This window comes from Paenibacillus algicola (genome assembly GCF_005577435.1).
In the GTDB taxonomy this organism is placed as follows: Bacteria; Bacillota; Bacilli; order Paenibacillales; family Paenibacillaceae; genus Paenibacillus_AQ; species Paenibacillus_AQ algicola.
In genome coordinates, this window is the sequence record NZ_CP040396.1 from 1,238,303 (window position 1) to 1,264,460 (window position 26,158).

At 52.1% G+C, this 26,158-nt stretch carries 26 protein-coding genes and 1 riboswitch; of the genes, 18 read left to right on the forward strand and 8 right to left on the reverse strand.

Going from position 1 to position 26,158, the window contains the following annotated elements; translation table 11 throughout:
- Positions 1-694: 694 nt before the first annotated feature.
- The gene (locus tag E6C60_RS05425; RefSeq protein WP_138224877.1) at positions 695-931 is read right to left on the reverse strand and encodes a hypothetical protein; all 237 of its coding nucleotides are present in this window, start codon (positions 929-931) and stop codon (positions 695-697) included.
- A gap of 179 nt (positions 932-1,110) precedes the next feature.
- Here E6C60_RS05425 and E6C60_RS05430 point away from each other — a divergent pair, with 179 nt between their 5' ends.
- Entirely contained in the window at positions 1,111-1,794 is a 684-nt protein-coding gene (locus E6C60_RS05430; RefSeq protein ID WP_138224878.1) for a SurA N-terminal domain-containing protein, read from the forward strand.
- A gap of 854 nt (positions 1,795-2,648) precedes the next feature.
- Here the strand turns inward: E6C60_RS05430 and E6C60_RS05435 are convergent.
- Positions 2,649-4,127, reverse strand: a complete 1,479-nt coding sequence (locus tag E6C60_RS05435; protein WP_138224879.1) for a potassium/proton antiporter — start codon at positions 4,125-4,127, stop codon at positions 2,649-2,651.
- Between the two features lie 171 nt (positions 4,128-4,298).
- Here E6C60_RS05435 and E6C60_RS05440 point away from each other — a divergent pair, with 171 nt between their 5' ends.
- Together E6C60_RS05440 and E6C60_RS05445 are read left to right on the forward strand one after the other, a co-directional pair.
- Positions 4,299-4,631 carry a hypothetical protein gene (locus E6C60_RS05440; protein ID WP_138224880.1) on the forward strand — a complete coding sequence of 111 codons (333 nt, stop codon included), beginning with the start codon at positions 4,299-4,301 and terminating at the stop codon, positions 4,629-4,631.
- 107 nt (positions 4,632-4,738) lie between these two features.
- Entirely contained in the window at positions 4,739-6,004 is a 1,266-nt protein-coding gene (locus E6C60_RS05445; protein ID WP_138224881.1) for a mechanosensitive ion channel family protein, read from the forward strand.
- 96 nt (positions 6,005-6,100) lie between these two features.
- Here E6C60_RS05445 and E6C60_RS05450 read toward each other — a convergent pair whose 3' ends face one another.
- On the reverse strand, positions 6,101-7,027 hold the full coding sequence (locus tag E6C60_RS05450) for an ArsR/SmtB family transcription factor (protein WP_138224882.1): 927 nt from the start codon (positions 7,025-7,027) through the stop codon (positions 6,101-6,103).
- 190 nt (positions 7,028-7,217) lie between these two features.
- On the opposite strand from E6C60_RS05450, the gene E6C60_RS20850 reads away from it, so the two are divergent.
- Both E6C60_RS20850 and E6C60_RS20855 read left to right on the forward strand, forming a co-directional pair.
- Positions 7,218-7,454 (forward strand): hypothetical protein, encoded by a 237-nt coding sequence (locus E6C60_RS20850; protein ID WP_175415210.1) that lies wholly within the window; start codon positions 7,218-7,220, stop codon positions 7,452-7,454.
- A gap of 1 nt (position 7,455) precedes the next feature.
- On the forward strand, positions 7,456-7,734 hold the full coding sequence (locus tag E6C60_RS20855; protein ID WP_175415211.1) for an RNA polymerase sigma factor: 279 nt from the start codon (positions 7,456-7,458) through the stop codon (positions 7,732-7,734).
- Between the two features lie 93 nt (positions 7,735-7,827).
- Here E6C60_RS20855 and aroC read toward each other — a convergent pair whose 3' ends face one another.
- Positions 7,828-8,883, reverse strand: a complete 1,056-nt coding sequence (gene aroC, locus E6C60_RS05460; RefSeq protein ID WP_138224884.1) for a chorismate synthase — start codon at positions 8,881-8,883, stop codon at positions 7,828-7,830.
- 124 nt (positions 8,884-9,007) lie between these two features.
- Between aroC and E6C60_RS05465 the strand changes: the two genes are divergently transcribed.
- Positions 9,008-9,892, forward strand: coding sequence for a LysR family transcriptional regulator (locus E6C60_RS05465; RefSeq protein ID WP_233281157.1), 885 nt, complete (start codon positions 9,008-9,010; stop codon positions 9,890-9,892).
- A 75-nt stretch (positions 9,893-9,967) separates the two neighbouring features.
- On the opposite strand, the gene E6C60_RS05470 is transcribed toward E6C60_RS05465, so the two are convergent.
- Positions 9,968-10,549 (reverse strand): TetR/AcrR family transcriptional regulator, encoded by a 582-nt coding sequence (locus tag E6C60_RS05470; protein ID WP_138224886.1) that lies wholly within the window; start codon positions 10,547-10,549, stop codon positions 9,968-9,970.
- A complete protein-coding gene (locus E6C60_RS05475; RefSeq protein ID WP_233281158.1) occupies positions 10,542-11,504 on the reverse strand; it encodes a DMT family transporter in 963 nt (320 codons plus the stop codon). The genes E6C60_RS05470 and E6C60_RS05475 overlap by 8 nt, the downstream gene beginning before the upstream one ends.
- A 223-nt stretch (positions 11,505-11,727) precedes the next feature.
- Between E6C60_RS05475 and E6C60_RS05480 the strand changes: the two genes are divergently transcribed.
- From E6C60_RS05480 to E6C60_RS05535, 12 genes are all read left to right on the forward strand, one after another.
- Positions 11,728-12,435 carry a Crp/Fnr family transcriptional regulator gene (locus tag E6C60_RS05480; RefSeq protein ID WP_138224887.1) on the forward strand — a complete coding sequence of 236 codons (708 nt, stop codon included), beginning with the start codon at positions 11,728-11,730 and terminating at the stop codon, positions 12,433-12,435.
- Between the two features lie 125 nt (positions 12,436-12,560).
- The gene (gene trxA, locus E6C60_RS05485) at positions 12,561-12,866 is read left to right on the forward strand and encodes a thioredoxin (protein ID WP_138227646.1); all 306 of its coding nucleotides are present in this window, start codon (positions 12,561-12,563) and stop codon (positions 12,864-12,866) included.
- Positions 12,867-12,893: 27 nt separating this feature from the next.
- Complete coding sequence (locus E6C60_RS05490; RefSeq protein ID WP_138224888.1) at positions 12,894-13,247, forward strand: DsrE family protein; 354 nt, start codon at positions 12,894-12,896, stop codon at positions 13,245-13,247.
- Between the two features lie 93 nt (positions 13,248-13,340).
- Positions 13,341-13,667: a thioredoxin family protein gene (locus E6C60_RS05495; protein ID WP_138224889.1), complete on the forward strand. Its 327-nt coding sequence runs from the start codon at positions 13,341-13,343 to the stop codon at positions 13,665-13,667.
- 168 nt (positions 13,668-13,835) lie between these two features.
- A riboswitch (FMN riboswitch) is annotated at positions 13,836-13,995 on the forward strand.
- 141 nt (positions 13,996-14,136) lie between these two features.
- On the forward strand, positions 14,137-15,144 hold the full coding sequence (locus E6C60_RS05500) for a DMT family transporter (protein ID WP_407669152.1): 1,008 nt from the start codon (positions 14,137-14,139) through the stop codon (positions 15,142-15,144).
- A 188-nt stretch (positions 15,145-15,332) separates the two neighbouring features.
- Positions 15,333-16,535, forward strand: a complete 1,203-nt coding sequence (locus E6C60_RS05505) for a GGDEF domain-containing protein (RefSeq protein ID WP_175415212.1) — start codon at positions 15,333-15,335, stop codon at positions 16,533-16,535.
- 184 nt (positions 16,536-16,719) lie between these two features.
- The gene (locus tag E6C60_RS05510) at positions 16,720-17,205 is read left to right on the forward strand and encodes a DUF4385 domain-containing protein (RefSeq protein ID WP_138224892.1); all 486 of its coding nucleotides are present in this window, start codon (positions 16,720-16,722) and stop codon (positions 17,203-17,205) included.
- A 234-nt stretch (positions 17,206-17,439) separates the two neighbouring features.
- Positions 17,440-19,209: an ABC transporter ATP-binding protein gene (locus tag E6C60_RS05515; RefSeq protein WP_138224893.1), complete on the forward strand. Its 1,770-nt coding sequence runs from the start codon at positions 17,440-17,442 to the stop codon at positions 19,207-19,209.
- Positions 19,190-21,046 (forward strand): ABC transporter ATP-binding protein, encoded by a 1,857-nt coding sequence (locus tag E6C60_RS05520; RefSeq protein ID WP_138224894.1) that lies wholly within the window; start codon positions 19,190-19,192, stop codon positions 21,044-21,046. The genes E6C60_RS05515 and E6C60_RS05520 overlap by 20 nt, the downstream gene beginning before the upstream one ends.
- Positions 21,047-21,124: 78 nt before the next feature.
- Positions 21,125-21,454, forward strand: coding sequence for a YbbN family protein (locus E6C60_RS05525; protein ID WP_138224895.1), 330 nt, complete (start codon positions 21,125-21,127; stop codon positions 21,452-21,454).
- A gap of 99 nt (positions 21,455-21,553) precedes the next feature.
- Positions 21,554-22,624 carry a glycosyltransferase family 61 protein gene (locus tag E6C60_RS05530; protein ID WP_138224896.1) on the forward strand — a complete coding sequence of 357 codons (1,071 nt, stop codon included), beginning with the start codon at positions 21,554-21,556 and terminating at the stop codon, positions 22,622-22,624.
- 54 nt (positions 22,625-22,678) lie between these two features.
- Positions 22,679-23,755: an NAD-dependent epimerase/dehydratase family protein gene (locus tag E6C60_RS05535; RefSeq protein ID WP_138224897.1), complete on the forward strand. Its 1,077-nt coding sequence runs from the start codon at positions 22,679-22,681 to the stop codon at positions 23,753-23,755.
- Positions 23,756-23,773: 18 nt separating this feature from the next.
- On the opposite strand, the gene E6C60_RS05540 is transcribed toward E6C60_RS05535, so the two are convergent.
- Together E6C60_RS05540 and E6C60_RS05545 are read right to left on the reverse strand one after the other, a co-directional pair.
- Positions 23,774-24,754: a glycosyltransferase family 2 protein gene (locus E6C60_RS05540; protein WP_175415214.1), complete on the reverse strand. Its 981-nt coding sequence runs from the start codon at positions 24,752-24,754 to the stop codon at positions 23,774-23,776.
- Positions 24,755-24,773: 19 nt separating this feature from the next.
- On the reverse strand, positions 24,774-26,051 hold the full coding sequence (locus tag E6C60_RS05545) for a glycosyltransferase family 2 protein (protein ID WP_138224899.1): 1,278 nt from the start codon (positions 26,049-26,051) through the stop codon (positions 24,774-24,776).
- Positions 26,052-26,158 lie beyond the last annotated feature (107 nt).

Genomic DNA, 26,158 nt, shown 5'->3' on the forward strand with positions numbered 1-26,158 from the left:
TTACTCAATACCTCCAATAAGCACTGTGGCAACCGTTAGCCGCACCTATCTCAACTACGAGACCCCAAAGTGTGCAAACGTAACTGTCCCCGCCACCGTCAACACACTAAATATCACTCGGGCTCGCGGGCATCCGTTAGAGCAGGAGCGCGGTCAGAAGCAGTAGCAAGTATTAGCCGCGGGATCAGGCACAGCAGTGAAACCCATGGTAGTTGTCCTCACTCTAGTCATTTTCATCCTTAAAGTGTGATCACTTGTAGACGATCAGCCTTATTTACGAAGTTGATAAGTGCGATAGCGCAGTTTGCCGCTGGCTACGGTGAGCAGTTTTTTGCCGACCAGGGTACGAAGAAGGACTCGGGTGCGGTTCTCGGACAGGCCGAGGTGGGATCAATTTTTCTGAGTTGCAAATGATGCAATTTCGTGCAGGAAATGCACGGCAAGTCATTAGGTTTGCAGTAATAGTTAACTCGAAGGGGGAGAGTAGGAGGTTGGATAGTCTGGAAAGGATGAATAGCGTCACGGATATATCGAAAAGAATTTAGTGGACATAACTCGCATGATGAGATAGCAAAGATCGCTTTGCTCTACGTATATTGTCATGAACAGTGATAAAGTGTATTGAGAATCCCACTAAATATTGAAATGGAATTCGTGCACATTTGGAAAAAGTTAGTTAGACTTTCTCTTTTATTTAAGTGATTATCTGGTAAATAATAATTGCTAAGATAGATAGAGCAGCCAATCCTGCAAATATATATATTAAATACATAAACCATCTAATTGGTTTTGGTAAACTATTCATATTTACTCTTTTAGTAGGAGCCCCCATTACATTACGATAATGATCGGTCACACTATTGAAAGATACGTCATCATTCAATTCGTTTAAATCATACTTTTGATTTTCGTCCTCAGGCTTATGATCCACTTCGATCACTTCCTTGTTATAATTTTACTTTAATGTGAAATAAGATTATAATATAAAACACTTTTTATTTCCAAAGTTACATTCGATATTAAATTTGGTTGGCTGATCCGAGTATGTGTATGGGTGGAGGATCAGTTCAAAATTCATACACTATAAATCACTAACAGGGAGGTATATACATGAAGAAAAAATATTTACTGGTTCCTGCCGCAGGAGTTTGTGCTTTAGCTATGATGTTATCAATGGTTTCTGCTTCATCTAATAACAGTAATTCAAAATTAATCAGTCAATCATTTGATGAGATGAAAGTAACGATTGATAAGATCGATAAGATCAGTGCTGTACAAAATCAAAATTTGGCATCTTTTGATACACTGAAAGTAGACGTAGAAGACTTTATTTTTTACAAAGCAAATGCACAATTGGTTGCGAAACTGAAAAGTACTGAAGTGCCCAGTGATCAGTATCTAATTGATAATATGCTAAAAGACAAATTAACTGCATATGAAGCTATACAGCAAGGAATTACTGTGAGCGACGAGGAAGTACAAAAAGAGATCGATTTTCAACGAGATGTATTTGAAAATCAAATGGATTTGTCATCTCCAGAAGTACAAGATATTTACGATATGATGAAGAACAGAATCAGAATCACAGGATTATCTGAAGAGGAATTTTGGAAGGCTGATTTCGTTAAACAAGGTTATAAAGATGCATTATTGGAAGGGAAGTTAATGAATTCTTTGCGTGGGGACGATAGAACTTTTGAAACCATTGAAGACTTCCAGAAGTACAAAGAAGAATTATTAACTAAGTATAAGGATAAAGTCAGGTTAAATCTTGACGTACTCAACAACATCTGATTTTCCAAAGAATTGTTTCTAGGTGTAAGAATTACATTCCCCAAGGATCTATCTTCTCAATGACCGAAGAAAGGATCAAATTTATAGCTTAAAATTCATTAGCAGAGTATCTAGTGGTCTTCTCAAGTTATGAAGTGATAATTCTTGCTCGCCAACTCAGCTGAGGTATATTGTAAGGAATAAAATAAACCTTGTGAGCGGAAGTACCGCAGACACTGACCTTTAGGGGTAGAAGTCTGCGGTTTTTTATATTCAGGTTAATATAGGAGGATGTTAGGATGAAAAACTGCACATTTTGTTCAACCAAAACCGCTATGCTGTTCACACATATGGACCATGATTCAGGGGAGTTTTGTATTGAGTGTTATTTGTAGTTGCATGGTTCGTGTGGGGTTTGTAGCTTTCCATTGGTTCCGTTAGGGATTGAATTGGATGTGGATTATCTACTAAAAGCAAAGTTCATCGGCTTTAGTAGTCGGCTTTAGTAGGAAGAGCTTTCTGTTCTCTTTGTTTAAATTCATTTTGTGTTAACAAAAATAGCCGCCATATCACGAGCCTGATCTTTCAAGAGGCTCGTAATACAGCGGCATGTGCTTCATACCGTAAGTTTTTCAATGTTTATGCCAGGTGAGGGGGAACATGGCCCGCTTCCTGCGCAGGGCACACGCCCTGCACCGCACGCTCACGCTCTGCCATGCCTCGGCACACGCCCTGCACCGCACGCTCACGCTCTGCCTTGCCCCGGTACGCGCCCTGCACGCTCCGCGCCCCGACACGCGCCCCGCTTCCCGCACGCGCATCGCGCGCTGCCCGCATAAACGGCCCCGCATACCCGGGCTCTACCCACACCCGGCTTACTTCCGCTTCTTCTCAGCCGCAGCCTCCGGCACCGGCACGGTGCGGAAGAAGGCCTTGATTTCCTCCCGCCGTGTCTTCGGCAGGAGGATGTACAGAATGTCGTCTTCGAGGAGCAGGGTCTGCCCTCTTGGCGTAATAATCTTGCCCTCCCTCACGATTGCGTTGATCAGCGCGACGTGGGGGATCTGGGATTCCCGAAGCTCCTTGCCGGCGACCCGGGAGCCGGGCTCCACGACAATTTCGATAATTTCCGAATTGGTCTGGCCCATGGATACGAGCTCCAGACTGTGGGGCACGGATACTTTTTTGCCGCCGGAAAGGCCTAGCTTGTTAGCTAATGGTGTAATAGTCGCCCCTTGAATGAGTGCGGACGTCAGCACGACGAAGAACACAACATTAAATAGCAGCTGGCTTCCTTCCAGTCCGGCCATCATCGGATAAGTGGCCAGTACGATCGGTACGGCCCCGCGCAGCCCCGCCCAGGAAATAAACGTAATCTCCTTCAGGTTGAAGTTCAGAAACCTCAGGCTGATAAACACGCCAATAGGACGCGCAACGAACATCAGCAGGAGAGACAAGGCAAGTCCTTGCCATACAATATGAATCAGCTGATTCGGGAACACGAGCAATCCCAGCAAAATAAACATCAGAATCTGCATCATCCACGCAAAGCCTTCATTAAAGCGGAAGATGGAGTGCCGATACGTCAGATCCGAATTGCCGACCAGCACGGCCATGACGTAAACGGCGAGCAGCCCGCTGCCCTGCAGCAAAGCTGTGACACTATACGTAAGAATCGCCAGGGCCATCGAGAGCACGGGGTAGAGCCCAGACGAATCCAGATTGATTTTGTTAATAATCCAGACCGAGGCTTTACCGAACAGCAGTCCGGCGGCGAGGCCCAGTCCCATTTGCCAGAACAGCCCCAGCACCATCGACCATACACTGGTATCCGGCTGCATGATGAGCTCGATCAGGGCAACGGTCAAAAAGATCGCCATCGGGTCATTTGTCCCCGACTCAGCTTCCAGCGTAGAGGTCAACCGGGGCTTGATATTCTTGTTGCCCAGGACAGCAAATACGGCTGCGGCGTCCGTGGAGCCGACGATGGCTCCGAACAGCAGGCCTTCCAGCCAGCTGACGCCCAGAATATATTTGGCCAGCACCCCGATAATTGCAGTCGTAATAAACACGCCAACGGTGGCTAGCGTGACGGATGGGATAATAACTTTTCTAGTGCTGGACCATTTGGTCTGCAAGCCGCCCTCAAACAGGATCACAATCAGAGCAAGCACCCCGAACAGTTGAGTCAGAAAGGCACTATCATAATAAATAAACCGGCTGAGGATCATCCCGACCGCAATAAAGAATACAAGGGAAGGGACTCCTAACCGGGAAGAGAATTTCGTGGTAAAGACTCCGATCACTAACAAGGCTGAAAATAATAAAACGGAACGATCGACTGTGAACTCCAAACGGCATTCCCCCTCTGCTGCACTCATAAATATTGTAGCCCAAAATGGCACAGACGACAAACCGGATACAAGATGTAGATGTCTGCCAGGAAGTGATCACATGCTTGATGCGAAGCGGATTCTAGGGAATAATGAAAGTACATACTTTATTTAAAGAGAGGGAGAGGACGCATGAGGATGGCAGCGGCGGTGCTGCTGGCCGTATGGCTTCTTCTGATGGGCTATCAGTTTTTTACGATGGAGCCGATCGGATTTCAGGGAGAAGTCGTTCATTACATCGGCGGATGTCTGTTGTTTTTTCAGCTGCTGGCGTGGCCGTTTGTGTTCAAGGTACCGAAGGTGACTTGTGGGTTTATGCTGTTTCTCGCGCTGCTCTCCTGGGGCGTGGCGAGGGTCATGAGTCCGGCCTACTACGCCTTTGTGGCGGTCAACGCAGTCTTTGCGCTGCTGAGCTATGGCGGCCATCGGGAGCTGGCCCGGGCAGCCTCTGGTAAAAATATCTAACCCTAAATTTCCTGATCCTCCCCGAATGGCTTGCCATGTATGTTAAAATGGAGGCTATTACTTTGCCGTGCTTAACGCATGGTGTGATGGATGACAAGGAGGAAGATATGGATTTTATTCAAGACTGGCTGATCAATATGGGCGTTGAAGGCGCGATGGTTACCTATTTGGCTAATGGCATCATGATTGCGGTCATTGCCTTGCTGAGCATCATTGCGAACTATGTAACCAAGCGCGTTGTGCTGAATGTGTTAACCTACTACATTCACAACAACCGTTATCAATGGGACAATTATTTGCTGGAGCGAAAGGTATTTCACAAGCTGTCACATGTGGTGCCTGCCATTATCATATATTACTCGTCTTATTTGTTCCCGGCGTATCAGCATCTGATTGAAAAAGGAGTCATGCTCTACATCATTGTCGTTGTGCTGATGGTGCTGAATGCGTTCTTGAATGCCATCAATGACATCTATAACACATATGAGGTTTCCAAAGCCCGGCCGATCCGGGGATATGTGCAGGTTGTGAAGATTTTCATCTATATTATCGGGGCTATTCTGCTTATCTCCAACATGATCGGGGAGAGTCCGGTCATCCTGCTTAGCGGGATTGGCGCGCTGTCCGCGGTCATCATGCTCGTATTCAAGGATTCCATTCTGGGTCTGGTAGCAGGCGTGCAGCTAACCTCAAACGATATGGTCCGTGTGGGTGACTGGATTGAGATGCCGAAATATGGCGCGGACGGCGATGTGCTGGACATTTCCCTGAACACGGTGAAGGTACAGAATTTTGACAAGACGATCACGACCATTCCGACCTACGCGCTGATCTCGGATTCCTTCAAGAACTGGAGAGGGATGCAGACCTCCGGCGGACGGCGGATCAAGCGGTCCATCTATGTGGATATGAGCAGCGTGTCCATCAGCAGTCCGGAGATGATCGAGAAGTTCAGAAGCATTCACTGCCTTCAGGACTATATCGCGCAAAAAGAGCTTGAGATCCAGCAGTACAACCTGGAGCACCAGATTGACGAGCTGAACAAGGTCAACGGCAGAGCTCTGACCAATCTGGGCACATTCCGGGTGTATATCGAATGCTATCTAAGGCGCCATCCCAAGATTCACAAGGGTATGACCTGCATGGTCAGACAGCTTCAGGCCGGAGAGAACGGTCTGCCTCTGGAGATTTATGCGTTCACGAACGATATTGACTGGGGGGTATTCGAGAATGTGCAGGCTGACGTATTTGATCACATTATTGCAGTGGCACCGGAATTCGGGCTTCGTGTATTCCAGAATCCTTCCGGTCATGACCTGAAGCAGATGCTGACACCAGAACAGTCGGAACGGCCGGAACGCGGCTACTCGTAATCTGCTCCCTACAGCACAAAAGCACATAAAAAACCTCTCTTCGCAGCCTGGCTGTGGAGAGAGGTTTTTGTGTGTGAGCTAGTAAGCAGCTCAGATCTACTTATCTCGGTTTAACCCGAATACGTAGGATTCCAGCATATCCCGAAGTGAATCGAAGGATTCCGGGCGCGCGCTGTATTTGTAGCGCTCCCCTTGCTTTTTTAGATGCATCCGGAGAAGTCCGGCTGTTTTGAGCAGAGAGAGATGATAGTGGAGATTGCTCTTGGACAGCTTGGTCTTCTGCTGAAGCTCGGTAAACGTGACAGGACCGGCGGCCAGGATATGCAGCAGAATCAGGCGCTTCTCATCGGCAAGGCTTTTGATCATCCGCAGCATCTGGCTGGTCGGTGTATCCTCATTCATCTGCTCATCATCAACGGCATAGCTGACGACAAGCTGCTTGTCGTTCATAATATCGATCCGGTTGAGCGGCTTGATGTGGTAGGCAGGAATCAGCAGAATAAATTCCAGTTCTTCCTCCAGGTCAAGCACCACCCCGCTCGTCGCAGCATCAATCAGGTCAGGATAAGATAATGTCCGGCTCAGCTCCTCCACGCGGGCGGCGGAACGCTGAAGGCTGCCAAGGATGTGGTCCGAAATGTGGCAGGCCTGCTGCCATTCCCGAAGTACATCCACACTCCCGTCACGGAACGCCTTCAAGCCGATGCTCATGCCGGGACCCTCCTCCAGATAAGGGGAGAGCCTTTCATACAATTCACCCTCGCCCAGCTCCGCCATCCAGTTCAAGTAAGAGTCAATCTCATGCTTGGCAGGGCTGTCCAGGATTAATAAATGCAAAAAAGAAATATGATCGCAGAATTGAAGCTGATCCAGCCGGGCATCGAAGGAGTCCGACAGATGCTTCTCCATCTGCTTTCTCCACTTGTTTCCCAGGTCGTGAAGCTGGTTCTTTCGGTCTTGATAGGCAAACAAGCTCGTCGCAAGCTCATGCACGGGAGAGTAGTCGATGTGGATCACGGTCATACCTTCAATTCGCTCCTTCTCAAGTTCAGGTCAAACACAAGTTTAACATACTTGGGCTAAAAAAGGATTGCAAAAATAAAAAGTTCATGTATTATTGAACTTAACAGATAAGTTCTAAAAATTATGAACTAAATGAATGAGCGGTTAGGGAACCTATTCTGATGATCATCCCATTTTAGGAGGGACTACAATGCATAATTGGTTTGGGTCAGAGTATTTGATTGAAGAACAGCAGCAGGAATTAGAGAACAAGGCAAGGGAGGCGTGGAAGTATGGACAAGAGCAGCAGAGGGATACGAAACAGACCAGCAAATACACTGAAATCACACGGGAATACAGAAACATTTCAAAGAAACTCAGATTCTTGCTCCGGTCTTTGTTCACCCCCCGCCAGGGAAGCAAGAAACGGAAAGCGGGCAGGATCTAGTGTGGAATTGCTAAAGAATATCAAATTAAATGCGCAAGAGGATGACGTGCTGTCTGCCATCCTGTCTTTGCCGCCAACGATGAGCCAGCCTATGTATTTATACTATTATGAAGGCTTCAGCACCCAGGATATCGCCAAAGTATTGCAAATTCCAATCGTTAACGTCCGAAACCGAATGAGCCGGGCCCGGAAAAAAATTATGCAGCGCCTGGGAGCGCAGCATGGGGGATTTGTGGACGGGAGGCGCAAAAGGCATCAGCCGGAGTGTGAAATGCTGTAACCTTCCGAAGCTAGGCAGGACCGACCTGCCTACAATATAAAACGGCTCTGCGAAATCACCATGATCTCGCAGAGCCGTCTCTCTAGTTACAGCTTAGTACAGCAGAGCCGCCTGGCGCTTCAGATGATCCTCAATGACCATGCAGGCCATTGCCTCGATCACAGGCACGACACGGGGACAGATGCACGGGTCATGACGGCCGATCGTTCTGATCTCGCGGTCATTCCCTTGAGTGTCTACCGTCTGCTGGGACAGAGAGATCGAAGAGGTTGGCTTCACCGCAACGCGAAACACGATTTCCTGTCCTGTGCTGATGCCGCCGATGATACCGCCGGCATGATTGGTTTGGAAGCCGGAGTTATCCATCTGGTCATTATGCTCGCTGCCACGCATGGAAGCGGCCTGAAAGCCTGTGCCGAATTCGATGCCCTTGATGGCGCCGACCGACAGCATCGCCTTGGCCAGCTCAGCATCCAGCTTGTCAAAAACCGGCTCGCCAAGGCCTGCCGGAACACCAGTGATGCGGCATTCCACGATACCGCCGCAGCTATCGCCTTCCTCAGCGAGCTTCTCGATCTTGCGGACCATGAGCTCGGCTGCGGCCGGGTCACACGCGCGAACCGGATTGCTCTCGATCGCAGCCGGATCAAAGGTTTCGCATTTAATGTCCCCTACCTGGGTGGTATACGCCAGCACACCAACGCCTTTCAGCTCCAGCAGCTTGCGGGCTACGGCACCTGCGGCTACACGCCCTGCTGTTTCACGGCCTGAGGCTCTGCCGCTGCCGCGGTAGTCGCGAATCCCGTATTTTTTCTCATAGGTCCAGTCGGCATGTCCGGGTCTGTACATATTCTTGATATCATCATAGCTGGAAGGACGCATATCCGTATTGTTCAACAAAATGCACAGCGGTGTACCTGTAGTCTTGCCTTCGAAGATCCCGGATACGATCCGGATCTTGTCATATTCCTTACGGGGGGTGGTCACTGAGGACTGACCCGGTCTTCTCCGGTCCATCTGTACCTGAATGTAAGACTCGTCGAGCTCCACGCCCGGCGTAACGCCTTCTACAATAACTCCGACAGAATCACCATGGGATTCGCCGAAGGTGGTCATCTTGAATCGCTCTCCAAATGTACTGCCTGCCATAACCATGCCTCCATGTTCTTGAAGTTTCTCTTTTCTTAGTATAACGGTATACTTGAAATAAATGAAATTGTTATTATTGAGCTTTGTCATAGAGAGGGTTGATGACAGAATGCTGAAAACCAGCATGGAAGGGTATCGGGTGTTCTTGGCGGCGGCAGAGTCGCTTAATTTAACCAAAGCGGCCGAGCAGCTGCATCTGACGCAGCCCTCGGTGAGTTATGCCATCAAGCAGCTGGAGACATCGCTCGGAGTGAAGCTGTTTGAGCGATTGTCCAAAGGGGTACGGCTGACGCCGGAGGGAGAAGTGCTGTACATCCGGGTGCAAAAAAGTTTCGCAGAGCTGGAGTCCGCCGAGAAGGAGCTCTTAAAGCTACGGGAATATAAAGAAGGCCAGCTGCGCATCGGAGCCAATGGAGCGATGATTAAAGAGCTGCTCATTCCGCTGCTGGACAGCTTCCACAATCATTACCCCGGCATCCGCATTCAGCTGGTGCAGGAAAGTACAGGAGCAGTTGTGCAAAAATTGAAGGACGGAACGCTGGATTTGGGCTTTGTCCATCTGCCGGTAAAGGATGAGGAGATCACCAGCTGGAGCTATGAGACATTGCCTTATTGTGTCGTCGTGGGCGAGAGCTTTCGGAGATGGGCGGGGGGAGGGGAGCCGCTGTCTGCCGCAAGGCTTGCGGAGCTGCCGCTGCTGCTGTTGTCCTCTGGCAGCTCCACCCGTTCTTTTATTGAGGGATGGTTTCTATCGCAGGGCGTAGAAATTCAAGGGGATTTCGAATTGAACAGCCTGGATATGCTGGCTGAGTTCACAGAGCGGGGCTACGGAGCGGCCTTTCTGCCAAGAAGCTTCGCCGAGAAACGCATTCAGCAGGGCAAGCTGCTCATGCTGAACACCGCTCTGCCGCTGCCGGACCGCGAGATCGGCATCGCTGTCCGCAAGGGGGGAGCGCGGTCTCTGGCCGCCAGCGCATTTATGAAGCATCTGGAGACTGTGAGGGAATAAAAGATGGATCCTCAGATGCTCACTGTCAGCGCAACCGCGATCAAGTGGGTGAGCTTATAAGCTTGACCTGTCCGTTCAGGAATTACTCCTCCCCCGGACAATCCCGGCCGCGGTTTCCTTCACGGACTCCACACCGCTTGAGAACAGCTTCATGGAATAGGTAACCATCAAGCCCTCGTGCAGCATGAGCAGCTGCTCTGCGGCTGCCGCGGGTTCAGCGTGATCTGCCTTCTCCAGCAGATCACCAAACAGCTCCTTCAGCCATTTTTTTTCTTCTATTATAACTGCACGTCCCGGATGCAGCTCATCCAGCTCGGCCAAGGCATTGATAAAGGCACATCCCCGCTGGTTCTGTGAATGGAGCCAGCTCTCCAGCGCATCGAACACGGCCAGGATCTTATCAATGGGCTGCCCTTGCTCTACGGCGTCCAGATAGGGTATCAGATGCTCCTTCCACTTGCGGTCACGCTCCTTCAAATAAGCAACGATCAGCTGGTCCTTGGAGCCAAAACGGTCGTACAGGGTTTTCTTGGTTACGCCAGCCTCGCTCGCGATGCTCTCGACACCCACGGCATGAATGCCTCGCCAGTAGAACAGTCGGGATGCGGTATCGAGGATTTTTTGGGCGGCGGGAGTCAAAGAGGTATTGTTATTCATGTCGCTCACTCTCCATTTCATTCACATGGGTGATGTGTCTGTCTTGTCGCTTTCGCGGACTGCCAATGGAGGTGACACTCCATACACAGATTAACATTCCTGCTACGGTAAGGATACCGATCTTGTCTCCAAACATCAGAAACGACCACAGCATAGTTACGGGAGGGGTCAGGTAGAGCAGGCTGCTCACCCGGGTCACACTTCCAGCTTTTAGATTCAGCCAGTAAAAGCCATAGCCTCCCACGGTTGAGAAGCCGGCGAGCCAGGCAGCCGCCAGCCAGAAATCAGCCGACATTGGCGGAGACGCCTGTCCGGAGGCAGCACCCATCCACGAGAACAGCACGGCGCTGATGACAGTCTGGATGAACAGGGTATCTGCCAGGCTGACAGTGGAAGGTCGTGCTTTCTCGTACAGCGTCGCGCCCACGAGACTGATCATAGCCAGGAAGGATAACACATAGGCCCACAGCGGAGCCTCGGAACGCACGCCAAGATCCTCGAATACCACGAGCAGCACCCCAAGCAGTCCAAGCGCCAGTCCGCCCCATTGCTTCAAGGAGGTGGGCTCCTTCAAAACAGGGCCGACCAGCGCAGCCGCTGCAATGGGCTGAAGGATAGTAATGAGATTGGACGTACCGGCAGATACGCCCATTTCAATGGATAGAAATACACAATACAAATACGCTCCTTGGGCAAACAGGCCGAGCAGGCCTTGCGTAATGACCGTTCGGAGCGTTAGCCTCGTTCGATGCCGCCAGCCCCACCATGCACCCAGCACAACAGCCGCTATAATAAACCGCCACATCAAGATCGTCATGGAACCAGCTTCATCCGTACCCAATCTCGCTCCGATAAACCCGGAGCTCCACATGATGACAAAGCCTGCCGCCAGCCATAAAGGGGATTTTAGCAGCTTCAGCCATATAGCTTGTGCAGCTCTTGAGAGCATAATCATAGTAAGCCTCCTCTAGTTATAAACCGATCGGTCTAATGTTTACATGTAACCATACCGGTTGGTATACTGTCAAGGCGTGATGAAGTGTCCGCTGGATTGGACGTCTGTATTTCCGAAAGAGCATGAAGCTGGAATTTACGCTTTTGTCATCCCGTATTTTATAATATATTGGATCTTAAGAGCCCTGGCAGCTTGAAATCCACGAAACAAGAGGAGGCGGGAGATGGATAACAAGTTATGGTATTTATCAAAGGTCAGCATTTTTGAGGCGCTGGCTGAGCAGGATTTGCAGGAGCTGGACCAGATCGCGCCGATGACTCATTTTGATGCGTTGCCTAAGGGCACATTGATCCAGACGCCGGATACGAACCGCGACGGACTGTTTTTCATTAAGCAGGGCAAGCTTCGGCTTTACAAGATCAGCCTCGAAGGCAAGCAGTTCACGGCAGGCATTCTGGGCAAGGGCAATATGTTCGGTGAGATCGACACCTTCTCGTTCGGAACCGGCGGCATTTATATAGAAACATTGGAAGAGACGATGATCTGTTCTATTCCACGCGAGCAGTTTGAGGCCTTCTTATCCAAAAGGCCGGAGCTGGCTATGAAGCTGCTGGCTGAATTCAGCACCCTCCTTCGGGAGCGGGATGAGATGCTGGAGAAGCTGGCATTTGGCGATTTGCGGGAACGGGTGCTGCACCTGCTTCTGAAGCTGTCCGAGAAGTTCGGCATCGGCAAGGAAGACCCGGTCAAAATCGATCTCGCCCTGACGCACCAGGAGATCGCGAATATGATCGGCGCCACGCGCGAGGCTGTCACGGTTGTGCTGAATGAGCTGGTTAGGGACGGCATGCTGGAGACGGGCCGCAAGAGCATTGCGGTATACCAAGCGGCGTCAAGAAGCTGTCTGGAGCTAGGCTGCAAAAGCAAATAAGCATGCGACATCCGGAGAAACCTATAACTTTTTATAGGTTTCTTTTCTTTTGTAAGTTACATTACAGAACTAGGGAGAGGAGATGGTCTACAATGAGTTCAACTTACAGAAAAGGAGTGAACAACATGGGAGCCGTTACTTTAACGCAATCCACGTTTCAAGAGCAAATTGATCAGGGGGTCACACTGGTTGACTTCTGGGCACCTTGGTGCGGACCGTGCAAAATCCAGATTCCAATCATCGAGGAGCTGTCCACGGAGCTGGATCAGGCTACCATTGCGAAGGTGAATGTCGATCAGGAGCCGGAGCTTGCGTCCAAATACGAAATTATGAGTATTCCGACACTGCTTCTTTTTAAAGATGGAGAGCTTGTGGATAAAATGGTTGGTCTTCAAAGCAAAGAAGTGTTGAAGAACAAATTAAATATATAATCTTACCCCAAAAGGAGAGGCTACAGAATGAAAAAGTTTGCGATTATTGTTCACTCGTCAGAGAATGAGCTGGGCCGTGCGCTTCACGCTCTGCTGTATGCTATGGAGCTGAATGAGGCGGGCCATGAGGTCAAGGTTATTTTTGACGGAGCAGGTACTGTGTGGGTGAAGAAATTTGAGGATCCGGCAAGTGACTACAATCCGGTCTACAATGCCGTGAAGAACCAGGGTCTGATCGCAGGCGTCTGCGAATACTGCTCGAACGCATTTGGCGTAAATGAGGATGTGAAGCAGTCCGGTCTGGCCTCCATGGGAGAGCGCGACGGACATCCAAGCATCGCCGAGCTGGTTGCTGCCGACTACCAGATCATCACCCTTTAATCCGGCGCACCGCTGCCGGGTATGATATAATACATCTCATGTGCCGAGACCGGCCGGAGAGGTTAGACGATGAGCTGAAGGAGGATGCAGAGCATGGATCGAATTCAAAGCAAGCAGCAATATGAGGATCTGATTAACCGCGAAGGGCTGACGGTCATTAAATATGACGCCACCTGGTGTCCGGATTGCAAGACGCTGGACAAATTTATGCCTGACATCGTAAGCAAGCATCCCGACAAGGAGTTTTATGCCTTGGATGTGGAGCAGCTGGAGGATGTGGCGAGCCATAATGAAGTGCGCGGCATTCCAAGCCTGCTCGTGTATCAAAATGGCGTGAAGCTGGCACATCTGCACAGCAAGTATGCCAAGACACCGAATCAGATTTCAGAGTATTTGGAGACACTGGAGTCCAAGAACTGAATCTGATCATGAAATAGCAGCCCCGGTCTGAGAAAGCCGGGGCTGCTTCCTTAACGAATGGCGGGAAAACAGCGAAAGTGCATTTTAAACATACAAAAGTATAGTAACTTATTATAAACTGGTGTATAATCAGATGATATAGATGACATTACAAATATAAATTTGAATATGGATCTTCGGGGTAGGGTGAAATTCCTGACCGGCGGTGATGGCATGAATCTCTTAAGGCATTCATGTATAAGCCCGCGACTCGCTGTATGGTTTATACAGCGACTGACCTGGTGGAACTCCAGGGCCGACGGTAAAGTCCGGATGGGAGAAGATCAATCACAGGTGTGCTGCGCGGTTTTTTGAACGGCGTGAGCAGGCTTGTTTGGTCAGCCCCCGAGCTCTCGATTCCAGGATGGAATGGACAGCCGGGGGCTTTCTTGCGGTAAGACTCCGTATTCGAGGATAGGAGAAGTCAATGATGGCACGTGCAGGCACAAGCTCCAATCTCCATGCAGATGGAAGGAATTACTCTCGGCTTCACGCAGGAGGCGGCTTCTGGCTCGTCGCTCTGGGAGCCGCGCTCTGGGGGATTAACCCCCTGTTTCGAGTGACGTTATTGAACTACATGACCTCGGCGCAGATTGTGATGCTGGAGCATCTGCTCATCTCGCTGATCGCGGTGCCCATTCTCTGGCGTAACCGGGCAGAGCTGCTCTCCTTGAGCTGGAAGCATGCGGGGGCGCTATTGTTCATTTCTTGGGGCGGCTCGGCGCTCGCCACCATTCTGTTTACGGCGGGGTTGTCGAGCGGCAATCTGAATGCTGTGCTGCTGCTGCAAAAGCTTCAGCCGCTGTTTGCCATCATTCTCGCCAGCCTGCTGCTGAAGGAGCGGCTGCCGCGCCATTTTGGCTGGCTGCTGGGCATTGCGCTTGCTGGAACCTATATGCTGACCTTCGGCCTGTCGTTTCCGGGCGGGAACTGGGGACAATATCTTCAGGCCGGGAGCCTGATGTCTCTGGGAGCCGCTGCTCTGTGGGGCGGCTCCACGGTCATGGGGCGGATGATGGTCGGCAAGATCAAATACGAAACCGTAACCTCGCTCAGGTTCGTGCTGGCGCTTCCACTGCTTTCCATGATTTCCTGGAGCGAGGGCGCAGCCTGGAATCTTCCGGCAGCTGGAACGGCGGAAGGTACAGCTGTCATGCTGAATCTGGCGGGCCAGGCGCTGCTGCCGGGACTGCTGAGCCTGATGATCTATTACAAGGGCTTGACGACAACGAAAGCGTCCGCTGCGACCCTTGCCGAGCTGAGCTTTCCAATGGTCGGTGTACTGATCAACTGGATGGTCTTCCAGGAAACAATCACGCTTGCACAAACGCTGGGCTTCGTGCTCATCTGGCTGAGTCTGTATCTGCTCTCCAGGCAGTCGAATCACGCTGCGGTAGCCGAGCAGCAGCCGTCACCCTATAGGCAGGCCAGCGCCTGAACAGCATCCTAAAGGGCTGTGACCTTGCCAATCTTAACAAGACTGCATCTGCAAGATTTCAGATCTGTGTCCTGCAGTCTTTTTTTGTCGATTTTCATTGAAAAAAATGTAATTTAAAAGAGGAATTGGCGCTGCAGCAATCGAATTTAATCGAAAGACTGAATCTCGTAATGACTGGATTGATGCATATGAATCTGAATCTGGATATGAACACTGTATTCATCTGCCTCGTCACAGGGCATGTGTTTACCATATTGTTAATTTGGGCATACCGCCGGGGGCATGACAGGGACCGGGCGGTTAATGCTTTTTATGCGGCAAAGATGCTGCAGGCAGGCGGATGGATGCTCGCCATGTTTCGCAATGAAGCCCCTGACCTCCTGACGGTATATGCGGCTAACACGCTGTTGTTCATGGCAGCTGCATGCGAGGCAGCAGCGCTGCTGCGGCTGGTGGATGCCTTTGACCGACGTACCCGGGCCATGTATATCATGCTGACCGCCGGGTGCCTGATACTGTTTTATTCGGTTGCACTGGGGACGGGCATGGAGAAATACCGGATCGTTGCTGCCTCCTTCGGGCTGTCCCTGTACTTTATACTGCCAGCAGTCAAGATGCTGCGCCGCGCTCGTGCTTCTCTCTTAATGAAGATCACCGCCTTCACGAGCATCCTGATCGCAGGAGGCACCTTCGTAAGGGGCATCGTGGCTTGGACAACAGATGGGCCGACGTCACTGTATGAGCCGAATGTGTTCCAGCCGCTCGCCTTCCTGCTTCTGTTTCTGCTCTTATTTATGGGTAACACCAGCTTTGTGCTGTTGTCCAAGGAGCGAGCCGATGCCGAGCTGCTGCGGCTGGCCAGCTATGATGATCTGACCGGTGTGCGCAACCGCAGAACCTTCATTACCGAAGCGCGTCTGGCGCTGGAGCAGTGCCGCAGGAAAGGGGCACCGGTTTCCTTTATGCTTATGGATGTAGATGAGTTCAAGGACATTAACGACACCTATGGCCATGATATGGGCGATCGGGTGCTGCAGGAGTATGCCGGTCTGGTTCAGGCAGCACTGGAGCCGGGAGATCTGCTGGGACGCTATGGCGGTGATGAGTTCGCGGTGCTGCTGCCCTTTGCCGACGAGCGAGCCTCTGATGTGGTAGCCGAGGCGATCCGGCAGGCAGCCGAGGATTCCCGGCATGGTTCTGGAATTCCGTTTGCGCTCAGTATCGGAGTGGTCACGGTGCATATGAAGGATAGGATGTCCATCGACAAGCTGTACAAGCTGAGCGATATTGCACTTTATGAGGCGAAGCAGGCCGGCCGGAACCGGGTCATGCGGACCCTCCCGGACGTACATGCCAAGGGGGATGGCATTGCGGCGGAAGCGGCAGGGTAAGGGCAGCAGCAGACTAACGGCAAGGCGGTGCAGAGAGACTCTGGCCGTCTTTTTTATATATGCTGAGATCTGCCGGCTCTCCGCCCGGATAACGAGAAGCCGCGGCACATGCCGGTGCTCCTCGTTATCCGGGCGGCTTTTTCGGGTAAAGATAAGGTACAACAATCCCGAAGGAGTGAGGAAGATGAAGGAATTTGATTACTCCCTGGATTACAAGCAGCTGGACCTTCGTCAGCAGCCGGAGCTGTACACGGTCGGACGGGGAGAGCAGGGAGTCCTGCTCGTCGAGCCGTACAAGGGTGAGATTTTGCCCCACTGGCGGTTCAAGACCCCGGAGATCGCAAGGCAATCCTCGGAAAAGATATACGAAATGTTTCTGAATTATAAAGATGAAGGCGATTTCGTCGGAATGGATATGGCCAGAAAATTTCTGCAGATGGGCTATACAAGGGCCCGCAGATACACGAACCATAAAGGCGGACGGAAATATTCCAAGGAGGACGGGGCCATTCTGCCTTACCAGAACGACAAGATCAAGGCGGAAGCGGCGGCGATTTTCAAAAAGAAATGGTTTGAAGCGAAGAGTGATCCTGATTATATCAGGATGAAGGAGGAGCACCGGGACCGGTATGAGCAGGAGGAGAAGCGGGAGAAGCAGAAGCAGCATTAAGGATGCCGAAGCGGCGTAGGACATATGGAGCATTCCGGAGCAGCTGAAGAAGTTTGGAGCGGCAAACATCCGCAGGCTGAAATACGTTATAATAGACATATCATCTACAAGCGGGGCTCCTGCTCATCGGCAGGGAGCCCGGTTTTGTGCGGAAGTGGAGAAGCAGTCAGTTGATATCATCGGAGCCTTCCCAATACATAGCAACAGAAGGACTCTCGCGGCGGAGGAATGGACATGGGTATCGTTTTTACGTTTTTGAACAAGTATCGGGTGGCTGCCCTGGCGGCACTGCTCATGATGATCATCGAGCTTGCCGTCGAGCTGTCGCAGCCGCTGATCATCTCCAAGATCATTGATGAAGGCATTCAGGAGAAGAATTTGACCGTTGTCTGGACTTGGCTGGCGGTGCTGGCGTCAACCGCGGTAATCGCGTTTGCTGCCGGTATCGCGAGCTCTTTTTTCGCCGCACATGCAAGTCAGGGGCTGGGGTATGACATGCGTGACAGGCTGTACGACAAGGTGCAGTCTTTCTCGTACGCAGTGTTTAACAAGTTCGCCACCTCCTCCCTGATCACCCGGCTGACCGGCGATGTGACACAGATTCAGGATACGGTGTTCATGGGACTGCGGTTTATGACCCGCGTTCCGCTCGTCGTCTCGGGAAGCATTATTATGGCGCTGGTCATTGATGTTCAGCTCGGATTGTGGCTGGCGCTGACGGTGCCGATGCTATCGATCTTTATCGCCTGGGTGATGAAGAAAGCCGCGGTTTCCTTCAGGCGGGTTCAGCAGCGTCTGGATGCCGTGAACGGCGTCATTCAGGAGAATCTGACCGGCATTCGGCTCATCCGCGTCTTCGTGCGCATGGGACATGAAATCCGCCGGTTCGCCTCCTCTTCAGAGCAGCTGATGCAGCGCACCGTATCCACACTGCGCATGACTGAACGGACAATGCCGTTCATTCTGATCGTGATGAATACCGCAATTATCGCGGTGCTCTGGTTCGGGCGGCGTGACATTACGACCGGCAATGCGTCCATCGGGGAGGTCGTCGCCGTGCTCAATTACTCTCTCCGCTGTATCGGGGCGATGTCGATGCTGTCAGGGCTGGTAATGGTACTATCCCGGGCAAGAGCCTCCGCGCTCCGGATTCAGGAAGTACTGGAGACAGAGGATGCTTCCTTGGAGGGTTCTGGGAAGCAAGATGGGGTCCGCGCTGGATTGTCCAAGCAGCCTGATATTCCGGTTATCGCGGGCGACGTTGAATTCAATCACGTAGGCTTCAGCTACCCGGGCAGCGATATTACGGTGCTGGAGGAGATCTCTTTCCGCGCGGCACCGGGGGAGCGGATTGCGATTATGGGAGCTACCGGAGCCGGCAAATCCTCGCTCGTCCAGCTCATTCCACAGCTCTATCAGGAGCATAAGGGCACGGTGCTGATTGACGGACAGGCAGCCCATAGCTACGCGCCGGACAGCCTTCGCGCCAGCATTGGCTATGTGCCGCAGGAGGTGCTGTTATTTTCCGGTACCGTGAGAGATAATATCGCCTGGGGACGTCAGGATGCCAGCCTGGAGGACATTATGGAGGCGGCGAAGCAGGCCCAGATTCATGAGACGATTCTTCGGCTGCCGAAGAGATATGACACGATGCTGGGACAGCGGGGCGTGAACCTCTCCGGCGGTCAGAAGCAGCGCTTGTCGATTGCCCGGGCACTGGTCCGCAAGCCGGCGATTCTCATCCTGGATGACAGTACCAGTGCGCTGGATGTCAAGACAGAGTCGGCGCTGCTGCAAGCGCTGAAGGAGATTTCGTGCACGACCTTTTTAATTACGCAAAAAATCAGCTCTACCGTGTCGGCAGACCAGATTCTGCTGCTGGATGAAGGGCGCCTGATCGCCTGCGGCGAGCATGAAGAGCTGATGAACGATTCTGCACTGTACCGCCGAATCTATGAATCCCAGCATGAGGAGGAAACCGCGCATGTTCAGAGCCTTCATTGAACCATTCCGTCAGCCGAGGCCCCGGTTTGAGCTGGGGGAGGGCAAAGGCATATTCACGGGGAAGAACAAGGTCCGCACCCGTAACTGGCAGGGGACGCTGAAGCGGATCTGGTCTTATCTGGCGAAGCGGAAGGGCAAGCTTGCCGTTGTATTGCTCATGGTGCTGCTCAGCTCCGCCTTAGGGCTTCTGGGCCCATTTCTGCTCGGTACCGCGGTCGATCAATTTCTGGAATCGGCGGGCAGCGCCAGCAGCGCGGATGACTGGACCTGGATCTATTTTCTGATCGGGCTGGGCGTCGTATTTATCCTGCAGGCGATCACGACCTGGCTGCATAACATCTGGATGATCGGCATCGCCCAGGAGACGGTATACCGCATGCGAACCGATCTGTTCACCCATCTGCACCGGCTGCCCATTCCGTTCTATGGCAAGCGGCAGCAGGGAGAAATTATGAGCCGCCTGACCAATGATATCGAGAATGTGAGCTCTACCCTAAATAGCTCCGCGATCCAGATCTTCTCCAGTGTACTGACGCTGGCGGGTACGGTTACGGTGATGCTGTGGCTCAGTCCGTTGCTGACACTGCTCACCTTTACGGTCGTGCCGCTCATGGCAGCCGGGCTTCGCTGGATTACCCGGCGCACCGGGCCGCTGTTCAAGGAGCGGCAGCGCAACCTGGGCGAGCTGAACGGCTACATTGAAGAAACCTTGTCCGGCCAGCGCGTCATCAAGGCGTTCTCGCAAGAGAAGCGGGTGCTGCGGGAGTTCCGGGAGCGCAATACGAAGATTCGCATGTCCGGCTTCTGGGCACAGACGATTTCCGGCTTTATTCCGAAGCTGATGAACGGCTTGAACAATTTAAGCTTCGCCATCGTAGCCGGCATCGGCGGAATTATGGCTATCAAGGGCTATATTACGATCGGCGTGATTGTCATATTCGAAAGCTATGCCAGACAGTTTACCCGGCCGCTGAATGATTTGGCGAACCAGTGGAATACCCTCTTGTCCGCAATGGCAGGCGCAGAGCGCGTGTTCGAGGTGCTGGATGAAGAGGTGGAGTCCAGGGATGAGGGCCAGGCGGTGAAGCTGGAGCGGGTAGAAGGCAGCGTCTCCTTCCAGAACGTGTCCTTCTCCTATGAAGAAGACGGCGATACGCTGGATGGAATCACGTTTGAGGCGAAGCCTGGGGAGATGATTGCACTGGTCGGGCCGACAGGCGCGGGAAAGACGACGCTGATCCAGCTCTTGTCCCGATTTTATGATCCGAATCAGGGACAGATTTTACTGGATGGACGGGATCTGTCGACCATTCAGCGCGAGAGCCTGCGATCTCACATGGCATTCGTGCTCCAGGATTCCTTCCTGTTCGAAGGGACGATTCGGGAAAATATCCGCTACGGGCGGCTTCAGGCCACCGACGAAGAGGTGGAGGAGGCGGCCAAGCTGGCCAATGCGCATTCCTTTATCATGCGTATGAATGACGGCTATGACAAGGTGCTGAAGCATGGTGGCAGCGGCATCAGTCAGGGACAGAAGCAGCTGCTGGCGATCGCCCGCGCGATCCTGGCGAACCCGTCCATCCTGGTGCTGGATGAAGCGACGAGCAGTATTGATACCGTGACCGAGATCAAGATTCAGGAAGGGCTGCAGCGCCTGATGAAGGGCCGGACCAGCTTTGTCATTGCACACCGGCTGAATACGATCCGCCAAGCAGACCGGATTCTGGTGCTTCAGGACGGTCGTTTGCTGGAACAGGGCTGTCATGAGGAGCTGCTGGAGCAAAAAGGATTTTATAGTGAGCTGTTCCACAGCCAGCTCAAGAAAACAGCCGACTAAACAAGGGGCAGCCTGTCAGCCCATCCGTCAAGGGGTGGAGGTGTAAGGCTGCCCTTATGTATAAAGGAGACTTGCCTGATGAAGGAGCTATTTACACTGGAAGACATTCACACCACACTTGCCAGCCAGCCGCTGGTGGTGCTCGTGCTCAAGACGCAGCATTGCGGGGTTTGCGAGGCCGTGCAGAGCAAGGTAGCTGCAATGCTGGAGCCGCGGGAGCATATTACCGGCATCTACGCCTATATGGAGCATGCTCCGGAGGTCGCGTCCGCCTTTATGGCGCTGACTTCCCCGGTCGTTCTGGTGTTTTATGAAGGGAAGGAAGTATACCGTGCTGCCCGCTTTGTGCGGATGGAGGAGCTGGAGGGGGCGCTGAACCGCTACGAAGAGGTGATGAAGCTGCCGTAAAACATAGGTTTTTGTAAGAAGGGTCAACAAAGTAGTTTTATTTCACTCCCGGTACCCATACACATAAGGGAACGTGCCTGCGTGCACCTGAAAGCAACAATGTCTGAGCTGGGGGTGACTCACATCACTGTTCGCAGACGCAATCCCAGATGGTTTGTCTCAACGACCCGGGCCTATCTTCATGCTGCCTACCGCACCAGACGGTCAAGGCCGATCTATCGTGAGCTGAGCTTCGCGGAGGACGATTCATCATCCTTTGCAGCCGTGCTGCCCTATGGACGGATTTGCAAAGACGGTATGCTTGTGCTGACAAAGCGCTTCCAGCTGCTGCAGGATATTTCCTTTACCTTTCAGGGAGAGCATCTGAAGCCGGTTCGAAGAATACAGATGCTGCAGCAATGGAGAGAGAAGCCCGCAAGGTTTCTCGGGAGAACGGCGGCTTATCTGTGCTCCGCCTCTCCCGGCAACTATTTTCACTGGATGCTTGATGTGCTGCCCCGGCTTTACTTGCTGGAGCAGAGCGGCATTCCAGTGGATACCTATATTATGAACCGGACCACTCTTCACGCTTTCCATAAAGAAACGCTGGCGGCGGTGAACATTTCTCCTCATCAAATACTCGATGCCCGGCTTCACCTGCAGGTGAAGCGGCTTGTTGTAACCTCACCCATCACAAGGTATCAATTCAATGTGCAGCCCTACGTGATCCCGGTATCCATCCCGAAATGGGCTTGTCATTATTTACGCAGCGTATTTATCCCTCCCGAGCTGGACCACCTCGGAACTGCAGGAAAAGGGAGGTATCTTTATATCAGCCGCAGGCATGCTGTCTACCGCAAAGTCGTCAACGAGCCGGAGCTGACAGAGGCTTTATCCACTCTCGGCTTTAAGGTCGTTCAGCTGGAGCATCTGCGTCATGCCGAGCAGGTACAGCTGTTTGTGGAAGCCGCCTGCATCGTAGCGCCGCATGGAGCCGGCTTGACGAATACGGTGTTCTGCCGGCCGGGCACACGAATTATTGAGTTATTTGCTTCCAATTATACGCCCTCTTATTACGAAATGATCAGTGCTCACATGGACCTTGACTATCATCGAATGGTCAGCGAGCCGGAGGAGGCATCGCTTGACTTTCGTGTCAATCCCGAGGATGTGCTGAAGCTGATCCGGTAAGCAGACGTAGAAACCGGTCGCCAAGGGAGGCACGATCTATATGGAGGTGAGAGCATGCCGGTAGTCATGGTCACCGGTTCGGCGGGCTTGATCGGCAGTGAGGCGGCAGCGTTTTACGCGGAGAAAGGATATGTCGTGGTCGGGCTGGACAACAATATGCGCCAGACGCTGTTTGGCTCGGAGGGCACAACGAGGGACAATGTGGAGCAGCTGAAGGAGAAGCACGGGTCCTCCTACATTCACTACGACACCGATATTCGCAATACCGCAGAGCTGGATGAGATTTTCACCAGGCACGGGAAGGACATTCAGCTCATTATCCACACTGCTGCTCAGCCCTCACATGACTGGGCGGCACGGGAGCCGTTGACGGATTTCCATATCAATGCGACAGGCACCCTGAATCTGCTGGAAATGACGCGGACACATTGTGAAGACGCGGTTTTTATCTTTACATCCACCAACAAAGTATATGGAGATCGGCCGAACAGCCTTCCTCTTGTAGAGCTGGCCAGCCGCTGGGAGCTTGAGCCTGCCCATGCCTGTTACAAGGGCATTGATGAGAGCATGTCTGTGGATCACTGCATGCATTCTTTATTCGGGGCCTCCAAGCTGGCAGCAGATCTTCTCGTACAGGAGTACGGACAATATTTCAATATGAGAACCGTATGCTTCCGTGGAGGTGTGCTTAGCGGCTCCAGACAGTCGGGTGTCCAGCTGCACGGCTTTTTGAATTATTTGATGAAATGCGCGGTGACGGACGTGCCGTACACCATTTTTGGATATGAGGGCAAGCAGGTTCGAGATATTATTCATGCCAGCGACGTGGTCGCGGCGTTCCATGAATGCTTCCAAAACCCCCGCAGAGGCGGGCGGGTATACAATCTCGGCGGGGGCCGAGAGTCCAACGTATCCATCCTGGAGTCTATAGAGCTCATCACTCAAATTACAGGCAAGAAGCTCTCTTACAGCTACATAGATCAGCCCCGTAAAGGGGATCATAAGTGGTACATTACAGACATGTCGCGCTTCAAAAAAGACTATCCCGCCTGGAGCCTCCAGGTTCCGGCGGGGCGGGTGATGGAGATCATCTATGCGGAGAATGCGTCCCGCTGGAAAGCCGGAGGCTGAAGCCTTCGGCATCTCACGCTAGTAGGTATCGTTCCAGATTTTGAACATAGCACAGCTACGGCGGCTTCGTGATTGAAGACGGGGATACCATTCCCGGTTTAGCGGATTGTTCAGCAGTACGGCGGTTCGTAGCTGTCCTCTGCGGCGCAGCACCTGCAGCTTTCTGTAATCCCGGGGGGTATGGACAATGACAAACCGGATTCTAGGGAAGGCACCGGCAACATGTCGCTTGTAGAACAGACATCCTTTTCTGGAGCCGATAATGGTCAGGAGGGGTGTCTGTTTTCGGGATGTGGATTGCTGACGCGAGATAGAATGAGAGGAGATGGTCATCAATTCCTTGATCGTCTCCGTCATGTTTGTCTTGCCGAGCGAATCATCGCGGAGACGATAGTGATAGAGCACCTTCGGAACCTTCTCTATCGGTGAGATTTCAAACATCCGCAGCCACAGATCATAATCATACGATATGCGGTAGTTCGGATTGTACTGGCCAGCCGCATAGAACGCCTGCTTCGAGAAGGTCACAGACCCGTGGCATAAATAACAGGTGAAATGCCGGGTCGCATAGATATCCTGCGGATCTCGAATGATATTGTACGATTCAATCTCCGGCGTAATCACAGCTTCATCTCCCATGCGACCCATAATAAGAGAGCCCACGCCGATGCAGCCGGGATGGGCCTGCAAATAGGCTGCCTGCTCTGCAAGCCGGTTGCGATCGCTGAGATCATCGGCATCATGAATGGCAATCCAGTCCCCGGCAGCATTCGCAATGCCCAGATTGAGACAGCGTGCAGCACCCTGATTGACTTCAACCGAAATGACCCTCAGCCGCGGGTCCTGAATGGAGCTCAAGATGTCCGCAGTCCGGTCACTTGAGCCGTCGTTCACCACAATAAGCTCAAAGTGCGGGTACGTCTGCCCCAGCACACTATGCACGGCTTCCTCCAGATACGCCTCTCCGTTATAAACCGCCATTACAACAGATATAAACACATAGCACTCTCCCTTCTGCTTACAGGCTAAGAAGCCATTCCAGCGATGCTGCCAGCTTTGGACAGCCTCCGGAGGCTTTGAACAGGCTCCATTCTTCGTAAAATCTGGCTCTCCATCCGGGCTCTCTTCCCATTTCTGCGGCATCCAGCAAGCCGGTCATCGGCAAGTCGTGAATAAGCAGGTGAAAAATCTGGTCAAACAGGCCAAGACAAGCCTGTGACAGCACCGGATACTGTTCTTTCACAGCCATGAGCTTGTATTCGTGAACCATGTCATTGACTTCAAAGATGTCTTTTCCGATCCAGCACAGCGACTGGACACCCACATCAAACTCCGGATGGAGAGAGAAGAAGAAGCGGTAATTGATCAGGCCGTCCTTGGTCTGGCTGCCGAGGCTTCGAGGGTGCTCCTGATGATACACCTTCACCAGAGGATGATCCAAAATCTGCACACCGCTGCGGTAGAGACGGTAGCCGAACTCCCAGTCCTCACAGCCCCATCCTTGAAAGCCCTCGTTAAACGGACCCACTCGATCAAAGGTTGATCTCTGCAAAGAAATATTGTGCGTCACGACGAAAATATACGGCAAATGAAACCCTTCGTACCGCGATCCGAAACGCTTTATAACCTCGGGATAGAATGGGGTGTGAAATGCATACTTCTGATACCTTCCAGCCACAATGGACGCTTTGGAGAACAGCCTGATTATGGAATCTTTGCCTCTGCGAGTCTGTTTCAAGCGCCGGAGGAGCCTGACATACCTGGCTTGCCGGGATAAAGGACGAGCCTTAGCCCGGGATCGAGCCGCACGCTTTCGGAGAGCTTTCGCTGTGCTGCGCTTAGTATGGGCCTTCAGGTACAGCTGCTTGAACTGTGTCAGCTGCTCCGGATTGAAGCGGCTGTCCAGCACTGTGAACACATTATAGTGCTGCATGCAGCCTGTGATGACCGCCTCTCCGGGACTTCTGCTCTGATGAAGCTGGTAATGCTGCTTCACATAATCCGGGTCCAGCAGCATTTCGGCGTCCATAAAGATCAGCACCTGCCCGGAAGCGGAAGCGGCACCAATATTTTTGGCTTTGGACCGCCCGACGTTCGGCTCGCAGCGTACATATTTGAAGTGAAACGGAAGGCGCAGCCTCTGCAGCCGGTAGGTCTGATCGGTGGAGGCATCATCGACCAGAATGACCTCCAGGCTAGCCGGTGGAAAGGTCTGGCTCTCCAGCGCATACAGGGACAGGAGAGTCTGGTGGAATTTCTGGTGTGCAATCATAATGACACTGACTTCTATGCTCATACCATGCCAACTTCCCTTCTGTGACGTGACGTTCTGTTCAAGATATATGCACAGGGGCTTAGACTGGACACGGGCAGATGCATCAATAGAAACCTTTTTCAGACAAA

Bases quoted from the DNA above. Each gene is read 5' to 3' on its own strand.
- E6C60_RS05510 (WP_138224892.1), top strand. From the start codon at position 16,720: ATGAAGGAATTTGATTACTCCCTGGATTACAAGCAGCTGGACCTTCGT.
- E6C60_RS05430 (WP_138224878.1), top strand. From the start codon at position 1,111: ATGAAGAAAAAATATTTACTGGTTCCTGCCGCAGGAGTTTGTGCTTTA.
- E6C60_RS05530 (WP_138224896.1), top strand. From the start codon at position 21,554: ATGTCTGAGCTGGGGGTGACTCACATCACTGTTCGCAGACGCAATCCC.
- E6C60_RS05535 (WP_138224897.1), top strand. From the start codon at position 22,679: ATGCCGGTAGTCATGGTCACCGGTTCGGCGGGCTTGATCGGCAGTGAG.
- E6C60_RS05525 (WP_138224895.1), top strand. From the start codon at position 21,125: ATGAAGGAGCTATTTACACTGGAAGACATTCACACCACACTTGCCAGC.
- E6C60_RS05445 (WP_138224881.1), top strand. From the start codon at position 4,739: ATGGATTTTATTCAAGACTGGCTGATCAATATGGGCGTTGAAGGCGCG.
- E6C60_RS05440 (WP_138224880.1), top strand. From the start codon at position 4,299: ATGAGGATGGCAGCGGCGGTGCTGCTGGCCGTATGGCTTCTTCTGATG.
- E6C60_RS05495 (WP_138224889.1), top strand. From the start codon at position 13,341: ATGGATCGAATTCAAAGCAAGCAGCAATATGAGGATCTGATTAACCGC.
- E6C60_RS05490 (WP_138224888.1), top strand. From the start codon at position 12,894: ATGAAAAAGTTTGCGATTATTGTTCACTCGTCAGAGAATGAGCTGGGC.
- aroC (WP_138224884.1), bottom strand. From the start codon at position 8,883: ATGGCAGGCAGTACATTTGGAGAGCGATTCAAGATGACCACCTTCGGC.
- E6C60_RS05515 (WP_138224893.1), top strand. From the start codon at position 17,440: ATGGGTATCGTTTTTACGTTTTTGAACAAGTATCGGGTGGCTGCCCTG.
- E6C60_RS05450 (WP_138224882.1), bottom strand. From the start codon at position 7,027: ATGACCGTGATCCACATCGACTACTCTCCCGTGCATGAGCTTGCGACG.
- E6C60_RS05470 (WP_138224886.1), bottom strand. From the start codon at position 10,549: ATGAATAACAATACCTCTTTGACTCCCGCCGCCCAAAAAATCCTCGAT.
- E6C60_RS05465 (WP_233281157.1), top strand. From the start codon at position 9,008: ATGGAAGGGTATCGGGTGTTCTTGGCGGCGGCAGAGTCGCTTAATTTA.
- E6C60_RS05520 (WP_138224894.1), top strand. From the start codon at position 19,190: ATGTTCAGAGCCTTCATTGAACCATTCCGTCAGCCGAGGCCCCGGTTT.
- E6C60_RS05480 (WP_138224887.1), top strand. From the start codon at position 11,728: ATGGATAACAAGTTATGGTATTTATCAAAGGTCAGCATTTTTGAGGCG.
- E6C60_RS05545 (WP_138224899.1), bottom strand. From the start codon at position 26,051: ATGAGCATAGAAGTCAGTGTCATTATGATTGCACACCAGAAATTCCAC.
- E6C60_RS20850 (WP_175415210.1), top strand. From the start codon at position 7,218: ATGCATAATTGGTTTGGGTCAGAGTATTTGATTGAAGAACAGCAGCAG.
- E6C60_RS05500 (WP_407669152.1), top strand. From the start codon at position 14,137: ATGGCACGTGCAGGCACAAGCTCCAATCTCCATGCAGATGGAAGGAAT.
- E6C60_RS05505 (WP_175415212.1), top strand. From the start codon at position 15,333: ATGAATCTGAATCTGGATATGAACACTGTATTCATCTGCCTCGTCACA.
- trxA (WP_138227646.1), top strand. From the start codon at position 12,561: ATGGGAGCCGTTACTTTAACGCAATCCACGTTTCAAGAGCAAATTGAT.
- E6C60_RS05475 (WP_233281158.1), bottom strand. From the start codon at position 11,504: ATGATTATGCTCTCAAGAGCTGCACAAGCTATATGGCTGAAGCTGCTA.